Raw genomic sequence first — 17,221 nt, forward strand, 5'->3', positions numbered from 1 at the left:
GGACAGCATGTCAGAGGAAACGCAGGAAACGTCCGTCGGCGACCTTGCCGCCGAGCTTGACGGTCCCAACCGCCGCCTGAGGCAGGAGGCGGCGCATCAGATCGCCCTCTTGGCCAAGGAGGACCCCAACCAGCTGTTTGACTATGCCGGCGAGATCATTGACGGGCTTGACCGTCCCGAGGCCCAGACCCGCTGGGAGCTGCTTGACGCCCTGAGCGAGATGGTGACCATCGACCCGGGCTGTCTCGAGGAGGCCTTCGAGGGCGCTGAGACCTCGTTGTTTGACGAGGACTCCTCAATCGTGCGACTTGCGGCGTTTCGCTTTCTCGCCACCTACGGCTCGACGTCGCCCGAGCGCTCCGACCAGGTGTGGCGCATCCTGGACGAGGCCGTCCAGTGCTACCACGGGGATCCTGAGTACCGCGACATGCTCCGCAGCCTGGTGAGCCTGGCGGGCGGCAGCATCTCGGACCAGGCGGCGGAGGTGCTGAGGGCGCGCGTGAGCTTTGACGCGCAGAACGGCCGCGGGTACATCCGCGCGTATTCCAAGGAGATCATCGAGGTGCTGAGCAGGCGCTAGGGAAGGCGCGCCGTCGCCGGGCGGGCGCCGGATGCTCGACGCCGGCCGTCTGGGGCGCTCCTTTTTGCCCCACACCAGCGATGCGGCATTTTCATGCGCGTTTGCCCCTGGCATGGAGGACAGGCGCGTCTCTGCCGTACCATGTCTGCGTATTTTGCATCTGTGGGGTCTCGTGCGCCCTGGCTCACGTCAGCGCGACGCGAGGCGACGCGCCCCGTGGGCGTGACAGGAGGTCTGTATCGTGGCACACAAGAAGGATAAGGTCGAACTCGACGCCAAGGACGCGCCGATGGAGAGGGACTCCAAGGGCGACGTTGCCAATTCGGACGAGACGCCCGGCGCGGACGAGGCGCCTGGCGGGGCGGGCAAGGCCAAGCGGGCCAAGAGGTCGGCCATGGTCGCCCGGACGCACAAGGACGGTGAGACCGACGAGCCCCGCGAGACGTCGCCTGCGCCCGAAGGGACGCGCCGCGGCCTTGCCACCCCTTCCTGGATCGCCATCTGCGTCGCGGCGCTGCTGGTGGGCGCCGGCGTCTGCTATGCCACCCTTCGCCTGGTTCCCGCGGCGTCGGGGGCCTCGGCGCTCAGCGGCAAGACGACCGTGAGCGAATCCGAGCTTGACGCGCCGCTGGGAAGCTACACCTACAACGGCGTGACCCATGCCGTGACGGTGCGTGACGTCATCACGGCGAGCTCGACGCTCGATGCCGCAAAGGGGGACGATGGCAGCTACAAGGTGCCTGCTGCCGACGGCGTCCTCTCCGTGGCTCGCAACAACATCCTCATGGACCTCTGCGCCGCCAAGGGCATCAACGTCTCGGACGACGAGGTCAGCGCCTACGCCCAGCAGTTCACGGGGACCTCTGACTTCTCGCAGCTCGCGTCCACGTACCATCTGGACGAGGCGACGGTCAAGGCCCAGATCACCGCGGCGACCAAGATCTCAAAGCTGCGCGACACCGTGGTGAGCGCCACGGTCCCCGCAAAGCCCACGGCGCCCAGCGCACCCTCTGACGGCAACAAGGACGCCGAGACGCCCGACTACGCCACCTATATCCTCAACCTGGCCGGCGACGAGTGGGACGCCGATGCCGGCGCCTGGAAGGACAGCAGCAGCCCCTACGCCACGGCTCTTGCCAACTATAAGGTGACCAGCGACTCCGCGTCCTACGCTGCGGCGCAGGCCGCCTATTACGTGGCCTTCCAGCAGTATCAGACGGCCCAGAATCAGTACACCTCCGAGTGGACGGCCTACGTCAACGCCGAGCTCTCCAAGGCGAACCTGGCGCTTTCGACGCTGGTCGCCTAGCGTCACGCGAGGCAAAGGTGAGGTGCGTCGCTCATGCGCGTGCTGGTGAGCAGCTGTCTGCGAGGCGTCGCCTGTCGCTATGACGGCTCGGCAAAGCCCTCGGACGCGGTGAGGGAGCTCTGCGGGAAGGTCGATGCCCTGGGGGTGTGTCCCGAGAGGGACGCCGGCCTTCCCGTCCCGCGTCCGCCCGCCGAGCGGCGAGCGGACGGGCGCGTGCTGCTTGCTGACGGCACGGACGTCACGGAGGCGTTCGAGCGGGGCGCGCGCGTGGCGCTGGAGCGGCACCTGCGCCGCGGGATGAAGGTGCCTCTCGCCGTTCTCAAGGCCAAGAGCCCCTCCTGCGGGTCGGGGCTCGTCTACGATGGAAGTCACACCGGTACGCTCGTCAGGGGGGACGGCGTGTTCGCGCGCCTCCTCAAGAAGGAGGGGGTCTGCGTGGTCAGCGAGAGGGACGTCGAGCTCTGCAAGCCGTCGGTCGAGCATCCCGTCGCGCTGGTCATGGGCACCGGCCTGGGACATCTTGCCCAGCTGGTCAAACCCGTGCGCCGCATCGACTACCATGACATCGACGGCTTTCCCGAGGACGCCGTGCCGGTGCAGGGGCACAGCTTCGAGGCCATCGTCGGCACCGTGGACGGGGTGCCCGTGGTGGTCTATCCCGGCCGCATCCACCTGTATCAGGGCTACAGCGCCACGGAGGTGGCGTCGCTCGTGCGTCACGCTGAGCGCTTGGGCTGCAGGGACATCGTGTTTGCCTCCGCGACGGGCGCCGTGCCCGGTAACGCCCAGGTGGGTCTGGGCATCATCACCGACCAGGTCAACCTCACGGGCAAAAATCCCCTGGCGGAGTGGGACGGCACGCGCGACATTCAGACGCCCTTCGTGGGGATGACGGACGCCTACACTCCCTACCTGCGCACCCTGGCGCGCGGTGTCGCCGACGACTTGGGCATCACGGTCGAGGAGGGGGTGCTCGCCGGCGTGCTGGGACCCTGCTTCGAAACGCCGGCCGAGGTCGCGGCGATGCGCCTCATGGGCGTGTCGTACGTGGGAATGTCCACGGTCAACGAGGTCATCATGGCGCATGCCCTGGGCATGAACGTGCTGGGCCTCACGCTGGCGGCCAACCAGTCGGGCGATCCTGACACATCGCACGAGTCCGTGCTCGCGACGGCCGAGCGCCATGCCGCTGACTTTGAGCGCCTGGTGCGCGGAGTGCTTCGCCTGCTGTAGGGTAGGGCGCGTGCTGCCGGGTGCAGGATAATTTCCCCTTGCGCAGAGAAGATTGTTTCGGGTATCATTCTTCTGTTGCGCCGCTGGTTGACGTGACGCCATGTGGAACGCCAGCTTAGCTCAGTTGGTAGAGCACCGCTCTCGTAAAGCGGGGGTCATCAGTTCGAGTCTGATAGCTGGCTCCATGCAAACGCGCAGGCCGTCGGGAGTGTCCCGACGGCCTGCTTTTCATAAAGCGACCGTCCCTCTGGCGTCGCACGTCCCGGCATCGTCGTTGCAGCCATGTTCCTATAGGTTTGAGAGCGGCGACGGCACCCATTCCGGGATTCCTATAGGTTTGAGCGCTTACCTGACGCAGAACTATACGCTTGAGAGCCGCCTCAGCGCGAAGTTATACGTTTGAGAGCCCCCTCGGGACAAAGCTATAAGCTTGAGGATTCAAGAAGATTTTTACCTGGGCAAACGCGCCGCCGATTCCTCAAGCCTATAGGTGCGTCTCTCCGACGCTCGCAAACCTATAGTCGTGTGGGCTCGCGGCTCGCAAACCTATAGCTGCAAAGCAACAAAGGAACGTGCCGGGTACGATGAGACGCACCAGGGAGGCACATGTCACAGCCAAGGCCCCCCAGGTATGTCTTCTGTGACATATGCGCAGGCAGCTTAGGTACCATTCTCACCTGAAGAAGAACTGTAGAAAGCGCAATATTTTGTCCGCGCAGCGCGAGAGAGGTCAACCCATGGCGTCAGGTAAGTCCGCGACGAGCACCCTTCCCAGCAAGGGCGACCGCCGCAACAAGGGAGACCGCACCACCATACGTCGCACGCTCTACTACTTCTGGCGGGTCACCAGGCAGAAGCCGGGTGCCTTTGCGCTCTCCATCGTCAGCAGCGTGGGTTACATCGCTCTGCTCACCTTCGCAAACCCCTACATCATGGGCCTTATCGTGGACCGCGTCCAAGCCTCTCCCGTCGCGCCCGACGAGGTCTTCTCGGTGTTTGGCCCCTACATCTTGGGGCTGCTCGTCGTCAACGCCGTGGGGCAGACCTTCTCCAAGCTCCAGGACTACTCCGTCTATAAGCTTGAGATCAACGGCGACTACCAGCTTTCGCGCCTGTGCTTTGACACGTTGTCCAACCAGTCCATGACGTTCCACAACAGTCGCTTTGGCGGCAGCCTCGTGAGTCAGACCTCCCGCTTCGTGAGCGGATACGCGGGCCTTGTGGACGTGCTCACGTATGCCCTGTGGCCCACCGTCGCCTCCGTCATCCTCACCGTCGGCATGCTGGCCCCCACGGCACCGAGCTTCGTCGCCGTGCTCATGGTCATGCTCGTCCTTTACGTCGTGCTTGCCTACCGCATGTACCAACGCATCCTCGTGCTCTCCGCCAACGCGTCAAAGGCCCAGAACAAGCTCTCGGGCGTGCTCTCCGACGCCGTGACCAACATCCTCGCCGTCAAGACCTACGGACGCGAGGACTTTGAGCGCGAGACCTTCACCGTGGCCAACCGCGAGGCCATGGTCGCCGCGAACGCCAACATGCGCGCCTCCGTGCAGCGCGGCTTCATGACCTCGTTTCTCATCACGGTGATCATGTTCATCGCCTCGATCTTCGTGTCCGGCGGCAACGCCTGGTTTGGCATCAGCGCGGGCACGCTGGTCATGATGTTCACCTACACCTACAACCTCACGATGCGCTTCAACTACTTCAACTCCATGATGGCCCGCATCAACCGCGCTCTTGGCGACGCCGCCGAGATGACCCGCATCCTCGACGAGCCCACGCTCGTGGAGGACGACGAGGGGGCGCCGGCGCTCAAGGTCTCCTCGGGCAACATCGACTTTGAGCACATCGGCTTCAGGTATCCCGACGCCCCGGCGGACGACAAGGTCTTCGAGGACCTCAACCTGCATATACCGGCGGGTCAGCGTGTTGGCCTGGTGGGCCGCTCGGGCTCTGGCAAGACGACCCTCACCAAGCTGCTCCTTCGCCTGGACGACGTGCAGGAGGGGCGCGTCCTCGTGGACGGCCAGGACGTGAGCCACTGCACCCAGCAGTCCCTGCGCCAGCAGGTGGCCTACGTGCCCCAGGAGGCGCTCCTCTTCCACCGGACCATTCGCGAGAACATCGCCTACGGCAGGCCCGACGCCACCGAGGGCGAGATTCGCTCCGCCGCGCGTCAGGCGAATGCCCTCGAGTTCATAGAGCGGCTGCCCCGGGGCTTTGACACCATGGTGGGCGAGAGGGGCGTCAAGCTCTCGGGCGGCCAGCGCCAGCGCGTGGCAATCGCCCGCGCCATCCTGGTGGACGCTCCGATCCTCGTGCTCGACGAGGCGACCTCCGCCCTGGACAGCGAATCGGAGGCCCTCGTGCAGGACGCCCTCGAGAACCTCATGCGCGGCCGCACCGCGCTGGTGGTGGCCCACCGCCTCTCGACCGTGGCGTCCATGGACCGGATCGTGGTGCTCTCGCAGGGTGCGGTCGTCGAGGACGGCACCCATCACGAGCTCGTGGAGGCGGGCGGCGAGTACGCGGGCCTCTGGAGCAGGCAGACGGGCGGCTTTCTGGAGGGAGACGCCGCAGACGCCGCCGAGGACTAGGCGCGCGGCGTCCCGCTCCCGCCGCTCACCTCTCTGTTGCGGCCCTTGAGAACGGCACCACCTCAAGGCTCCCGTCCACCAGCTCGCCCAGGAAGACCTGTCGCGTCGACGTGTACCCCTGCGCCCTACGCGATGTTCAATTTTTTACGTACCACGCAACAAAAATATTGAACTTTCTAACTGTCAACGCCAGGTTACGTGCTATGCTTTGCCTCAAAATTGAACTATAGGGACCGGAAAACTGAACATCGTAGTACATTGAACTTTGGAGGCACCCGATGGCATTGATGACGTTCGCCGAACAGCTCAGGGCCGCGATGGACGTCCAGGGGCTCAAGCAGGTCGACCTTGTGCAGAGGGCGGCAGACCGGGGCCGCAAGCTGGGAAAGAGCCAGCTCTCGCAGTATCTCAGCGGCAAGACGGAGCCGCGGCCCGACATGCTCGAGACCCTGGCGGAGCTGCTGGGGATGCCGGTCGATCGCCTCTGCCCCCCGGCGGCGCCCCCCATGCCGGCCGCCGCCACCGCCGCACGGCCAACGACCACGCAGAAAGGCACGACCATGTCACGTCGCAGCTTCAAGAAGTCGAGCAAGCTCGAGAACGTCCTCTATGACGTGCGCGGGCCCGTCCTCGACGCGGCCAACCGCATGGAGGACGAGGGAGCCCACATCCTCAAGCTCAACATCGGCAATCCCGCGCCCTTCGGCTTCCGCACGCCTGACGAGGTCGTTCGCGACATGCAGCGCCAGCTCGTCGACTGCCAGGGCTACTCCTCAAGCCGCGGGCTCTTTTCGGCGCGCAAGGCGATCATGCAGTATGACCAGCTCAAGGGCATCGCCAACGTGGACGTGGACGACATCTACACGGGCAATGGCGCCTCGGAGCTCATAAACCTGTGCATGTCGGCCTTTCTGGACGACGGCGACGAGATCCTGATTCCGAGTCCCGACTACCCCTTGTGGACCGCCAGCGCCACGCTCGCGGGCGGCAAGGTCGTCCACTACGTCTGCGACGAGGACCAGGACTGGTACCCCGACATGGACGACATCCGCGCCAAGGTCACCGACCGCACCAAGGGCATCGTCATCATCAACCCCAACAACCCCACGGGCGCCCTCTACCCGCGCGAGGTGCTCCAGGAGATCGTCGAGGTCGCCCGTCAACACCAGCTCGTGATCTTCTCGGACGAGATCTATGACCGCCTCGTGCTCAACGGCCAGGAGCACGTCTCCATCGCGAGCCTCGCGCCCGACCTGTTCTGCGTCACGTTCAACGGGCTCTCCAAATCGCACATGATCGCCGGCTACCGCATCGGCTGGATGACGCTCTCGGGCGACAAGTCGCTGGCCAGAGATTACATCGACGGCATCAACATGCTTTCGAACATGCGGCTCTGCTCCAACGTCCCGGCCCAGTCCATCGTCCAGACCTGCCTGGGCGGGCACCAGCGCGTCAAGGACTACCTGGTGCCGGGCGGCCGCGTGCACGACCAGCGTGATTACGTGTATGAGCGCCTGAGCGCGATGGAGGGCGTCTCGGTGGTCAAGCCCAGCGCGGCCTTCTACATCTTTCCGCACCTTGATCCCGCGCGCTTCAACATCACGGACGATGATCAGTTTGCCCTCGACCTGTTGAGGGAGAAGCGCGTCCTCGTCGTGGGGGGCAAGGGCTTCAACTGGGCGAAGCCCGGCTACTTTCGCATCGTCTACCTGCCGCGCATGCACACGCTGCAGGAGGCCATGGACGCCCTCGAGGACTTTCTCGGGCAGTATCGCCAGGGATAGGCGATAGGTCGCGGGGCACGCGAGCGCGTTCAGGGAGGTCACATGCTCAGGGCAAACTATCATACGCACACCGTGCTGTGCGACGGCACGAACACCGCCGAACAGATGGTGAGAAGGGCCCTTGACCTTGGGTTTGAGCACCTGGGATTCTCGGGTCACATGGACCCGGACATCCACATGGACTGGCCCGCCTATGTGAGCGAGATCGATCGGCTCAAGCGTGCCTATGGCGAGCGGATCGACATCCTGACGGGCGTCGAGCTTGACAACACGTTTGACCGGTCGTGCTGTCCGGGCGCCGAGTACGTCATCGGGTCAACTCACTTCCTGCCGGTCGCGACGGAGACGCCCATGAGCGTCGATGGCAGCCCTGAGACGCTCCGGCGGCTGTGCGACGAGTTCTACGGCGGAGACTGGTACCGGCTCACGCGCGCCTACTATGAGTTTGAGGCCCAGGTGCACGAGCGCACCGACTGCACCTTCGTGGGTCACTTTGACCTGGTGACGCGCTTCAACGACCAGATGCGTGCATTTGACGAGGGGGACCCGCGCTACCTCGCGCCGGCGCTCGAGGCCATGGAGCGGCTCGTGTCCGAGGGGGTCCCCTTCGAGATCAACTGCGGCGCGGTCAACCGCGGTCGCAAGCGCGAGCTGTATCCGCGCCATGAGCTGCTACGGGCGCTGAACGACATGGGCGGGCAGATTCTGATCAACGCGGACGCTCACCAGGCGGAGAAGCTCGACGGGGGCTTTGACGTCGCGGTGCGCACGGCCCTGGCATGCGGGTTCACGCACGTCAACATCCTGGCGCACGAGCCCGACGGCACGGTGGGCCTCAGGCAGCTGGCCCTTGACGCGCTGTAGGCGGCGTCTTGAGCGGGCCTGCGGCGCCGCCCGCGCAGACCTGCGCCGCGACCCGCCGCACCCCTCTCGCCGTCCGGCCTGAATAGGGTCCGCGCATCGGGGGCATACAATGGTTCAGGCGTTTTGGCGCCCGGGTGTACGGACGTCCGGGCGCGCACGCGAGCGGGCCCTGCGAGGCCCCTCGTCCGAGGGCAGGCCCCTCGGCCCAGGGCCGTGCCGCTCGGTGCGGCGCCGCAGGCAACGAACAGGCGGGAGTGCCGCGTGACAGGTACGATTGAGCCACAGGGGACCGACGAGCGGGGGACGAGCCTGAACCCTGGCGTCCACCCGCAGGTCGAGGATCCGTCCGAGGACGCCATCTACGGCGGGCGCTACCAGGACCTGGTCGCCCTGAAGGACCGGCTGCTCGCAGACGTGGACGCCCTGCGCGTCGAGCTCAAGGCCGAGCGGGGCGATGACCCCGTCGCCCATCTTCTCGGCCGCGTCAAGGGCCCCGCGAGCCTGCGCGAGAAGTGCGGCCGCAAGGGGGTCCCCGCGACGGCCGATGCCGCCTTCGGGCGCATCCATGACATCGTGGGGGTTCGCGTGGTGTGCACCTTTCTCAACGACGTCTACCTCATGCGCGACCGCATCGCACGGCTGCCCGGCGTCAAGGTCGTCTGCGAGAAGGACTACATCCGCCACGTCAAGCCCAACGGCTATCGGAGCTACCACATGGTGGTCCGCGTGGACGGTGACCTCTGCGCCGAGTTTCAGCTGCGCACCATCTCGCAGGACACCTGGGCGGCCCTTGAGCATCAGATGAAGTACAAGCATGACCTCACGGGTAATCTCGCGCTCATCACGGCCGAGCTCAAGCGCTGCGCCGACGAGCTCGCCTCCACGGACCTCTCGATGCAGACGATCCGAGACATGATTCGCTCCTCTGACCTTTCGGGAGGTGACGTCCGATGCGACTGCTGATCGCCGAGGACACGCGTGACCTCAACCGCGCGCTCCAGGCCATCCTCGAGAACAACGGCTATGAGGTGTGCTGCGCCTTTGACGGCGAGGAGGCGCTCGAGCGGCTTCTGTCCGAGAGCTTCGACGGCGTCATCCTGGACATCATGATGCCCCGCAAGGACGGCATCGAGGTCCTTGGCGAGCTGCGCTCCCGCGGCGTCACCACCCCTGTCCTGCTCCTCACCGCCAAGGCGGAGGTGGACGACCGCGTGGCCGGCCTGGACGCCGGCGCCGACGACTATCTGCCTAAGCCCTTTGCCATGAGGGAGCTTCTCGCGCGGGTCCGGGCGCTGTGCAAGCGCCGTGACGCCTTTGGCGATGACGTCCTCACGCTGGGCGACGTCACCCTGAGCCCGTCAAGCTCGGAGCTCTCCGCCGAGAACGCGGTGCGCCTGTCCGTGAAGGAGCTCGAGCTCATGCAGCTTCTGGTCAAGAACGCGGACCGGCCCCTGACGCACTCCTTCGTCCTGTCCACCGTCTGGGGGGACGACCCCGACGCGACGAACGAGACGCTCGCTTTGTACCTCTCGTACCTGAGGGCCAAGCTCTCGTCAGTGGGCTCGTCGCTCAGGGTCGTCGAGGGCGAGGACCAGACCGTGCGTCTCGTCTCGTAAGGCTTGATGACTCAGGGAGGGACGACCATGGGAGAGCGATCCATCCAACGGCTGCGCCTCAAGATCATCGCCACGATGCTCGGGGCGTTCTTCCTCACCATGCTGCTCATAGCCGTGCTGGTCAACGGCGCCTACATGGGCGTCGCCCAGGCGCGCATGAACAACGTGCTGCAGTCCATCATCGAGCATGACGGCGTCCTGGTCGCGAGCGTCGCCGACAGCTCGCTCTCGATCGCGCAGCGCACCGCCCGCTACTTCATGGTCACCTTGGGCCCCGACGGGTCGCTCGTCTCGTATCAGGGCGGCAACGACCAGGACCTTGACCCCTCCCTAGGCGCCGACATGGCGCGTCAGGCGGTCTCCTCGATCTTTGAGTCCGGATCCGTCGGCGACTACTACTACAAGGTCGTCCACGCCTCCGACGGCGACGCCGTGGTGGCCTTCGTCGATGGCTCCATCGAGCTGGGGGAGGGGAGGCAGGTCCTCTCCTACACCCTCATCTTCCTGGGCGGCGGCCTGCTTCTTGCCTTCGTGCTCGTCTGGTTCATGTCCCGCCAGGCCATTCGCCCCGAGATCGAGGCGGCGCGGCGTCAGGGCGAGTTCATCACGAACGCGAGCCACGAGCTCAAGACTCCGCTCGCCGTCATCCGCGCCAACACCGAGCTTCAGGAGACGCTTCAGGGCCCCAGCGAGTGGGGGACCTCCACGCTGAGGCAGGTGGAGTATCTGGACGGCCTGGTCAGGCGCCTTGTCGAGTTCTCGCGTGACGAGGAGGACGAGTCGGCGCCGCTCGAGGATGTGGACGTGGCCGCCGTGGTGAGCGACGTGGCCGCCGGCTTTGCGTCGGTGGCCCGGCGTCGGGGCATATCGCTCAGCTGCGTCCCAGAGGACGGCGTCGTCACCCCGGCGCGTCGGGACAAGGTCGAGCAGCTCGTTCGCCTCCTGTTGGACAACGCCACCAAGTACTGTGACGAGGGCGGGTCCATCGTGGTGAGGGTGTCGGTGCCGCGGCGCTCGAAGGTCTCGCTCAGGCGCCGTGGCGCGCGCCTGGTGGTGTCCAACAGCTATGCCAACGGCGAGGGCGTGGACTTCGATCGCCTCTTCGAGCGCTTCTATCGGGGCGACACGTCCCATTCGAACCAGTCGGGCTACGGTATAGGGCTCGCCGTCGCGCAGCGCATCTGCGAGCAGGCGGGCGGGTCGATCTGCGCCGGCTGGCAGGACGGCGTCGTGAGCTTCAGCTGCCTGCTGCCCTAGGGCCCGTCGTGCGGCCTGTGAGCGCATCGGCGCGCCGTCTCCTCGTGCGACATGTCGGCTAACAATTGACTTACAATCTGATTACGATTAACTTACCAAGGACGTATGCCCGACGCGTCGCGACGGCCCGTGCGGCTGCGGCGGCCTGGAGGGTGCTCGCCGCCCGAATGACCGGGTTCTCAGGGGGAGGAACGCCGCATGCAGGCCTCACAGATCGCCATCTCCTTCTCCCAGTTCCTCGACATCCTTGGCCAGAACCCCTTCCTTGCCATCGTCATGGTCCTGATCATGGGGACGATCTTCGTCAACGGGGCGACTGACGCGGCAAACGCCATCGCCGAGCCGGTGGGGACGCGTTCGATCGGCGTGAACGAGGCCATAGCCATGAGCGTCGTCTGCAACTTCGTGGGCCTCGTGGGCATGACGTTCATCACGACCGCGGTCGCCGACACCATGAGCGTGATGGTGGACTTCGGGGGCGACGCGCACGCCGCGCTCATCGCCCTTGCCGCCGCGACGGTGGGCATCGTGGCCTGGGGTCTCGTGGCCTGGGCCTTTGGCATTCCCACCTCCGAGAGCCATGCCCTCATAGCGGGCCTGACCGGCGGCGCGCTGGCGGTCTCGGGCGGTCTGGGCGGCGTCAACGTCGCCGAATGGATGAAGGTCGTCTATGGCCTCGTCCTCTCCACGGTGCTCGGGTATGCCGCAGGATGGCTACTCGCCAGGATCATCCCCCTGGCCTGCCGTCACGCTGACCGTCGTCGGGCCAACGACCTCTTTGGCAGGATGCAGGTGCTGGGGGCGGCCGGGGTGGCGCTTATGCACGGCGCCCAGGACGGCGAGAAGTTCATGTCCACCGCCATGATGGCCGTCGTCCTCTCCACGGGCAGGACCAGCATGGAGGGCATCCAGTTTCCTCTGTGGATCATGGTGCTCTGCGCTGGCGTCATGGCCCTGGGCACGGCGGTGGGCGGCAAGAAGATCATCAAGACCGTGGGCATGAACATGGTGCGCCTTGACAAGTACCAGGGCTTCTCCGCCTCGCTCAGCGCCACCGTCTCGCTGCTCATCGCCACGCTCACGGGACTTCCCGTCTCCACCACCCACACGAAGACGGCGGCCATCATGGGGGCGGGCGCTGCGGAGAACGTTCGCTCCGTCAACTGGTCCATCGCTCGGGACATGGTCCTCACCTGGGTCTTCACCTTCCCGGGCTGCGGTCTTATCGGCTATCTTCTGGCGCGGCTCTTCCTGCTGTGGTTCTGAGCCATGCCGACGACATCCGCCCGGCGCGGCGGCGAGCGCGCCATCAGCATCGCAGGCTCTCGACGAGGGGGACACATGGCTCGCATCAAGAAGGAAGACCCGTTCTATGCGCTCTTCAGGGAGTTCTCCCAGGAGATCCTGAACGCGTCAGAGGATTACGTGAGGCTGGTCGGGGGGTATCCCGAGACCATCTCGATGATTCCCACGATGAAGTTGCATGAGACGCGCTCCGACGCGCACGTCCGCAAGATCATGAAGGAGCTGTACACCTCGTTCATCACACCCTTCGACCGCGACGACATCAGCGACCTCGCGCTCAAGATGGACGACATCGTGGACTACATGGAGAGCGCCTGCACGGGGCTCGACCTGTTCAACATGAGCACGACGCGCGTCGAGGCGCACCAGATGGCCGAGCTCACGCACCAGGCCATCGTGGAGCTCGACGTGATGTTCAACCACCTGGCCAACTACAAGCGCGACCCACTCGTGCGCGAGAAGGCCATCGCCGTCGGCGAGATCGAGGATCAGGGCGACGCCGTCTATGAGCAGGGCATGCGCCACCTCTTCCACGACGACTCGCTCGACGAGGCGCGCCGCGGGCACGTGGTGGGCTGGCTGAGGGTCTTCGACCGCATGGAGGCCTCCCTCGACGCCTGCGACGCGGCGGCGGGCGTGGTCAGGTCCATCATCATGAAGAGCGCGTAGCGCAGCGGCCCCGCGCGGCGGTCCTTGCGCGACGCGCCCTCACGCAGGCTTGGTGCCAGGGCCGTGTTAACTGTCATGACACCTGTCTTGTCAGTTCGGACGACATGAGGCAGTTTCGGGTACCCTGGTCCCATGGGAAGGCGGCAAGGGAGGAGTTCCCATGGAGCGGCTGGCCGACAGCTATGAATTGTCCGAGCTTGAGAGACAAAGCCTGGACGCGGCCCTGCGGCGATATCGCGAGCGAGGCGCTTCACCCGCGACACGGGGCGATGCGGACTTTGAGGAGCTGCGCAGGCGGGTGGAAAAACTCAAGCGCCGCCGCAACGCCGTGGTGCTCGCGCACTACTACGTGCCGGCCGAGGTCCAGGCCCTCGCCGACCACGTGGGGGACTCCTTCCATCTGGCGCGGCTGGCCAAGACGCTCGACGCCGAGGTCGTGGTCATGTGCGGCGTGTCCTTCATGGCGCAGAGCGTGAAGCTGCTCAACCCCCACCTGCGCGTGCTGCTCGCCGAGTCCCGGGCCGACTGTCCCATGGCGCACATGGTCCTAAAGCGTGACGTGGACCGCGTGCGCCAGGAGTTGGGCGACGTCGCCGTCGTCGCATACGTTAACACCACTGCGGAAATCAAGAGCTGGGCGGACGTCTGCGTCACCTCGTCGAACGCCGTCAAGGTGGTGCGCGAGCTGCCCCAGGACAACATCCTGTTCATCCCCGACATGAACCTCGGCCGCTACGTGGCTCGGCAGGTTCCCGAGAAGAACGTGCTGCTCAACCGAGGCTACTGCCCCACTCACCAGCGCATCGTCCCCTCCGAGGTGGAGGAGCTCGAGCTGGCATATCCCACGGCCGAGGTGCTCGCGCATCCCGAATGCTCCGAGGAGGTGCTGGCGGAGGCGGACTTCGTGGGCTCCACCAAGCAGATCATCGACCACATAGCCGCAAGCGAGGGCAGAGACTTCATCGTCCTGACCGTCGTGGGCATCGCATACGCGATCGAGCGCGCCTGCGCGGGCCAGGGCAAGCGCGTCCACTTTCCCAGGACGCTGCCCATCTGTCCCAACATGGCCCTCGTCACCGCGGAGCGTCTCGTCTCGTGCCTTGAGGGCCTGTCGGGCGAGGTGGGGCTCCCACCCCAGGCCGATGCCGCCAACGCGCCCCTTGAGCGCATGCTCGAGCTGGCGTCCCGATGAGGGGGCGCCAGGCGGCCGGCCGGTCTGAGACCTCCTGCGACGTCGTGATCGTGGGCTGCGGGGTGGCGGGCCTCTATGCGGCCCTCAACCTGCCCCGCGCGCTCCGGGTCATCATGCTCTCCAAGGAGGACCTCGCGAGCTGCGACTCCATGCTGGCGCAGGGGGGTATCTGCGTCATGCGCGACCATGACGACTACGGGCCCTGGTTTGACGACACCATGCGCGCCGGCCACAACGCCTGTCGCACCGCGAGCGTGGACACCATGATCTGGGAGAGCCGCGGCATCATCAACGACCTCATCCGCCTGGGCGTCTCATTTGACCGGCTGCCCGACGGCGGCCTTGACTACACGCGCGAGGGGGCCCACTCCCGGCCGCGCATCGTCCATCACGCGGACGTCACGGGCAAAGAGATCACCACCACGCTTCTGGCGCGCGTGAGGGAGCTTCCCAACGTGCGCATCCTGGCGTGGCGGCGCATGGAGGATCTGGTTGTCGCCGAGGACGGCCGTTGCGCGGGCGTCGTCTGCCAGGGTCCCGACGGGGAACGGGTCACGATTCGCGCCCATGACACGCTGCTCGCCACGGGCGGCGTGGGGGGCCTCTATGAGCGCTCGACCAACTTCGCCTGCCTCACGGGCGACGGCTGCCGCGTCGCCGCCGCGCACGGCCTCACGCTCGATCACATGAGCTGGGTGCAGGTGCATCCCACGACGCTCTACACGGGCCGCCCCGGACGTGCCTTCCTCATCAGCGAGGCCTGTCGCGGGGAGGGCGCCGTCCTCCTCGACGCTCGCGGCGAGCGCTTCGTGCAGGAGCTGCTTCCTCGCGACGTCGTGTCCGAGGCGATCAGGCGGCAGATGGAGGCCGACGGCCTGCCCTACGTCCTCCTCTCGTTTGAGCACGTGGCGCCCGAGGTGGTGCGGGGCCACTTTGCCAACATCTACCAGCGCTGCCTCGAGGAGGGACATGACCTGCTGCGCGAGCCCGTGCCCGTCGTTCCCGCCCAGCACTACCTCATGGGAGGCATCCGCGTGAACCGACACTCGCGCACGGGCATGGCGCACCTCTATGCCGCGGGTGAGACGAGCTGCAACGGCGTGCACGGCAAGAACCGTCTTGCGAGCAACTCGCTCCTTGAGAGCCTGGTGTTCTCCCGGCTGGCGGCACGAGACATCATACGAAGGAGGCATCACGCATGAACGACGTCACCCTGAGGCTCCACGCCGAGCCCCTGATCCTCTCCGCGCTTCGGGAGGACATCAGCTCAGAGGACCTGTCCACGGCGGCGATCGTCGGCGACGACGCACAGGGCGAGGTTCGCCTCATAGCCAAGCAGGACGGCGTCATCTGCGGGCTGGACGTCTTTGAGCGCACCTTTAGGCTCCTGGACGAGCGTGCCCGCCTGGAGGCGGTCGTGGAGGAGGGAGACGAAGTCCATGCCTCCCAGGAGCTGGGCGTCATGCGCGGCCGCGTCGTCGCACTCCTCGCCGGTGAGCGCGTGGCCCTCAACTTCCTGCAGCGCATGAGCGGCATCGCCACGCTCACCCGATCGATGGCCCGCATGCTCGACGGCACGCGGACCCGTCTGGCGGACACGCGCAAGACCACGCCTAACCTACGGATCTTTGAGCGCGAGGCCGTGCGGGTGGGGGGAGGGGCCAATCATCGCTACAACCTCTCGACGGCGGTCATGCTCAAGGACAACCACATCGACGCGGTGGGCGGCATAGCCCAGGCCGTCGCCGCCGCGCGCCGCCGCGTGCCGTTCGTCTGCGCGGTGGAGGTCGAGGTGGAAACGCTCGGCCAGCTGAAAGAGGCGCTCGCCGCCGGCGCTGACGTGATCATGCTCGACAACATGGACCTGCCCACCCTGCGCGAGGCGGTGGTCGTCGCAGACGGCAGGGCGACGCTGGAGGTGTCGGGCAACGTGACGCCCGAGCGCCTGCGCGACCTTGCCGACCTGGGCGTTGACGTCATCTCCTGCGGAGCGCTCACGCACTCGGCGCCCATCCTCGACTTGAGCCTCAAGCACCTGCGGGTGCTTGGGACCGCCGGCGCGGGGCGCGACGGCGCGGCGACGGGCGGCGTGGGGGGCGCAGGACGATGAGGGGGCAGCCGGCGGGGGAACGACGCCGCGAGCGTCTCCTCGCGCTTTTGGGCGCGTCTCGCTCGGCGCTCACCGGCGCGGAGCTCGCGTGCCAGCTGGGCGTCAGCCGTCAGGTGATCGTGCAGGACATCGCCCTCATCAAGGCGCAGGGCGCGAAGGTCGTCCCCACCAGCCGAGGCTACCTCCTCGAGCGGGAGCCGCCTGCCCGCCCGGTTCGCCTCCTCAAGCTGCGGCACGGTCTGGACCGGGTGGAGCTGGAGCTCAAGATCATCGTGGATTTGGGCGGCACGGTGGAGGACACGCTTGTGAACCATCGAACCTACGGAAGGCTGAGCGCCCCTCTCCATGTGTCCAGCCGCAGCGACGTCGCGCGTTTTTTGGGCGACCTTGCGGGGAGTCGCTCCTCGCTGCTCTCCGAAGTCACCTCGGGCTATCACTTCCATCATGTGAGCGCACGCGACCAGGAGACGCTCGAGCGCATCGAGCGGGCGCTCGATGAGGCAGGCCTCCTCTGCGAGCCCACCGACTGGGAGCGCGCGGAGCTTAGCTGAAAAGCGCGCCCGCGTCTGCGCGAGGCGGGCCTTCTGGCGGGCGCTGCCGGCGTGCCGCATGATGTTTCGAGTGCGTCTCGGCTCCCTGTGGTCGCCCGAGGGCTCCCGTCGAGGCGCGTACACTTTTTGACAAGCGTGCCGCCGTGCGCAC

At 66.3% G+C, this 17,221-nt stretch carries 15 protein-coding genes and 1 tRNA gene; all 16 read left to right on the top strand.

Annotated elements, in window-relative coordinates; all coding sequences use genetic code 11:
- Nucleotides 1–7 precede the first annotated feature (7 nt).
- The 16 genes from HMPREF2826_RS04505 to HMPREF2826_RS04580 all read left to right on the top strand — a co-directional run bounded on the left by HMPREF2826_RS04505 (nucleotide 8) and on the right by HMPREF2826_RS04580 (nucleotide 17,070).
- The gene (locus tag HMPREF2826_RS04505) at nucleotides 8–580 is read left to right on the top strand and encodes a hypothetical protein (RefSeq protein ID WP_070639571.1); all 573 of its coding nucleotides are present in this window, start codon (nucleotides 8–10) and stop codon (nucleotides 578–580) included.
- 241 nt (nucleotides 581–821) lie between these two features.
- On the top strand, nucleotides 822–1,889 hold the full coding sequence (locus tag HMPREF2826_RS04510) for a hypothetical protein (protein WP_083307258.1): 1,068 nt from the start codon (nucleotides 822–824) through the stop codon (nucleotides 1,887–1,889).
- 33 nt (nucleotides 1,890–1,922) lie between these two features.
- Nucleotides 1,923–3,122 carry a purine-nucleoside phosphorylase gene (locus HMPREF2826_RS04515; RefSeq protein WP_070639576.1) on the top strand — a complete coding sequence of 400 codons (1,200 nt, stop codon included), beginning with the start codon at nucleotides 1,923–1,925 and terminating at the stop codon, nucleotides 3,120–3,122.
- Between the two features lie 109 nt (nucleotides 3,123–3,231).
- Nucleotides 3,232–3,307 (top strand) — tRNA-Thr (locus tag HMPREF2826_RS04520).
- Nucleotides 3,308–3,859: 552 nt separating this feature from the next.
- A complete protein-coding gene (locus tag HMPREF2826_RS04525) occupies nucleotides 3,860–5,722 on the top strand; it encodes an ABC transporter ATP-binding protein (protein WP_083307259.1) in 1,863 nt (620 codons plus the stop codon).
- A gap of 278 nt (nucleotides 5,723–6,000) precedes the next feature.
- Nucleotides 6,001–7,506, top strand: a complete 1,506-nt coding sequence (locus tag HMPREF2826_RS04530; protein WP_083307260.1) for an aminotransferase class I/II-fold pyridoxal phosphate-dependent enzyme — start codon at nucleotides 6,001–6,003, stop codon at nucleotides 7,504–7,506.
- A gap of 42 nt (nucleotides 7,507–7,548) precedes the next feature.
- Nucleotides 7,549–8,370: a histidinol-phosphatase HisJ family protein gene (locus HMPREF2826_RS04535; RefSeq protein ID WP_070639578.1), complete on the top strand. Its 822-nt coding sequence runs from the start codon at nucleotides 7,549–7,551 to the stop codon at nucleotides 8,368–8,370.
- Nucleotides 8,371–8,631: 261 nt separating this feature from the next.
- Complete coding sequence (locus HMPREF2826_RS04540; protein ID WP_246824687.1) at nucleotides 8,632–9,333, top strand: GTP pyrophosphokinase; 702 nt, start codon at nucleotides 8,632–8,634, stop codon at nucleotides 9,331–9,333.
- A 41-nt stretch (nucleotides 9,334–9,374) separates the two neighbouring features.
- Nucleotides 9,375–9,986 (top strand): response regulator transcription factor, encoded by a 612-nt coding sequence (locus tag HMPREF2826_RS04545; RefSeq protein WP_371440585.1) that lies wholly within the window; start codon nucleotides 9,375–9,377, stop codon nucleotides 9,984–9,986.
- Nucleotides 9,987–10,013: 27 nt separating this feature from the next.
- Nucleotides 10,014–11,243 carry a sensor histidine kinase gene (locus HMPREF2826_RS04550; protein ID WP_070639582.1) on the top strand — a complete coding sequence of 410 codons (1,230 nt, stop codon included), beginning with the start codon at nucleotides 10,014–10,016 and terminating at the stop codon, nucleotides 11,241–11,243.
- 198 nt (nucleotides 11,244–11,441) lie between these two features.
- Entirely contained in the window at nucleotides 11,442–12,509 is a 1,068-nt protein-coding gene (locus HMPREF2826_RS04555) for an inorganic phosphate transporter (protein WP_070639584.1), read from the top strand.
- 75 nt (nucleotides 12,510–12,584) lie between these two features.
- On the top strand, nucleotides 12,585–13,217 hold the full coding sequence (locus HMPREF2826_RS04560; protein ID WP_058270033.1) for a DUF47 domain-containing protein: 633 nt from the start codon (nucleotides 12,585–12,587) through the stop codon (nucleotides 13,215–13,217).
- Nucleotides 13,218–13,377: 160 nt separating this feature from the next.
- Nucleotides 13,378–14,409, top strand: coding sequence for a quinolinate synthase NadA (gene nadA, locus HMPREF2826_RS04565; RefSeq protein ID WP_083307262.1), 1,032 nt, complete (start codon nucleotides 13,378–13,380; stop codon nucleotides 14,407–14,409).
- Nucleotides 14,406–15,611, top strand: a complete 1,206-nt coding sequence (locus HMPREF2826_RS04570; protein ID WP_070639586.1) for an L-aspartate oxidase — start codon at nucleotides 14,406–14,408, stop codon at nucleotides 15,609–15,611. The genes nadA and HMPREF2826_RS04570 overlap by 4 nt, the downstream gene beginning before the upstream one ends.
- On the top strand, nucleotides 15,608–16,519 hold the full coding sequence (gene nadC / locus HMPREF2826_RS04575) for a carboxylating nicotinate-nucleotide diphosphorylase (protein WP_070639588.1): 912 nt from the start codon (nucleotides 15,608–15,610) through the stop codon (nucleotides 16,517–16,519). The genes HMPREF2826_RS04570 and nadC overlap by 4 nt, the downstream gene beginning before the upstream one ends.
- Nucleotides 16,516–17,070 (top strand): transcription repressor NadR, encoded by a 555-nt coding sequence (locus HMPREF2826_RS04580; RefSeq protein ID WP_070639591.1) that lies wholly within the window; start codon nucleotides 16,516–16,518, stop codon nucleotides 17,068–17,070. Before nadC ends, HMPREF2826_RS04580 begins: the two co-directional genes overlap by 4 nt.
- Nucleotides 17,071–17,221: the final 151 nt, after the last annotated feature.

The organism is Olsenella sp. HMSC062G07, assembly GCF_001811895.1.
Lineage (GTDB): Bacteria > Actinomycetota > Coriobacteriia > Coriobacteriales > Atopobiaceae > Olsenella_F > Olsenella_F massiliensis.

Excerpts from the sequence above, each read along its gene's own strand:
- HMPREF2826_RS04505 (WP_070639571.1), top strand. The coding sequence starts at position 8 with ATGTCAGAGGAAACGCAGGAAACGTCCGTCGGCGACCTTGCCGCCGAG.
- HMPREF2826_RS04515 (WP_070639576.1), top strand. The coding sequence starts at position 1,923 with ATGCGCGTGCTGGTGAGCAGCTGTCTGCGAGGCGTCGCCTGTCGCTAT.
- HMPREF2826_RS04525 (WP_083307259.1), top strand. The coding sequence starts at position 3,860 with ATGGCGTCAGGTAAGTCCGCGACGAGCACCCTTCCCAGCAAGGGCGAC.
- HMPREF2826_RS04530 (WP_083307260.1), top strand. The coding sequence starts at position 6,001 with ATGGCATTGATGACGTTCGCCGAACAGCTCAGGGCCGCGATGGACGTC.
- HMPREF2826_RS04535 (WP_070639578.1), top strand. The coding sequence starts at position 7,549 with ATGCTCAGGGCAAACTATCATACGCACACCGTGCTGTGCGACGGCACG.
- HMPREF2826_RS04550 (WP_070639582.1), top strand. The coding sequence starts at position 10,014 with ATGGGAGAGCGATCCATCCAACGGCTGCGCCTCAAGATCATCGCCACG.
- HMPREF2826_RS04555 (WP_070639584.1), top strand. The coding sequence starts at position 11,442 with ATGCAGGCCTCACAGATCGCCATCTCCTTCTCCCAGTTCCTCGACATC.
- HMPREF2826_RS04560 (WP_058270033.1), top strand. The coding sequence starts at position 12,585 with ATGGCTCGCATCAAGAAGGAAGACCCGTTCTATGCGCTCTTCAGGGAG.
- nadA (WP_083307262.1), top strand. The coding sequence starts at position 13,378 with ATGGAGCGGCTGGCCGACAGCTATGAATTGTCCGAGCTTGAGAGACAA.
- HMPREF2826_RS04570 (WP_070639586.1), top strand. The coding sequence starts at position 14,406 with ATGAGGGGGCGCCAGGCGGCCGGCCGGTCTGAGACCTCCTGCGACGTC.
- nadC (WP_070639588.1), top strand. The coding sequence starts at position 15,608 with ATGAACGACGTCACCCTGAGGCTCCACGCCGAGCCCCTGATCCTCTCC.
- HMPREF2826_RS04580 (WP_070639591.1), top strand. The coding sequence starts at position 16,516 with ATGAGGGGGCAGCCGGCGGGGGAACGACGCCGCGAGCGTCTCCTCGCG.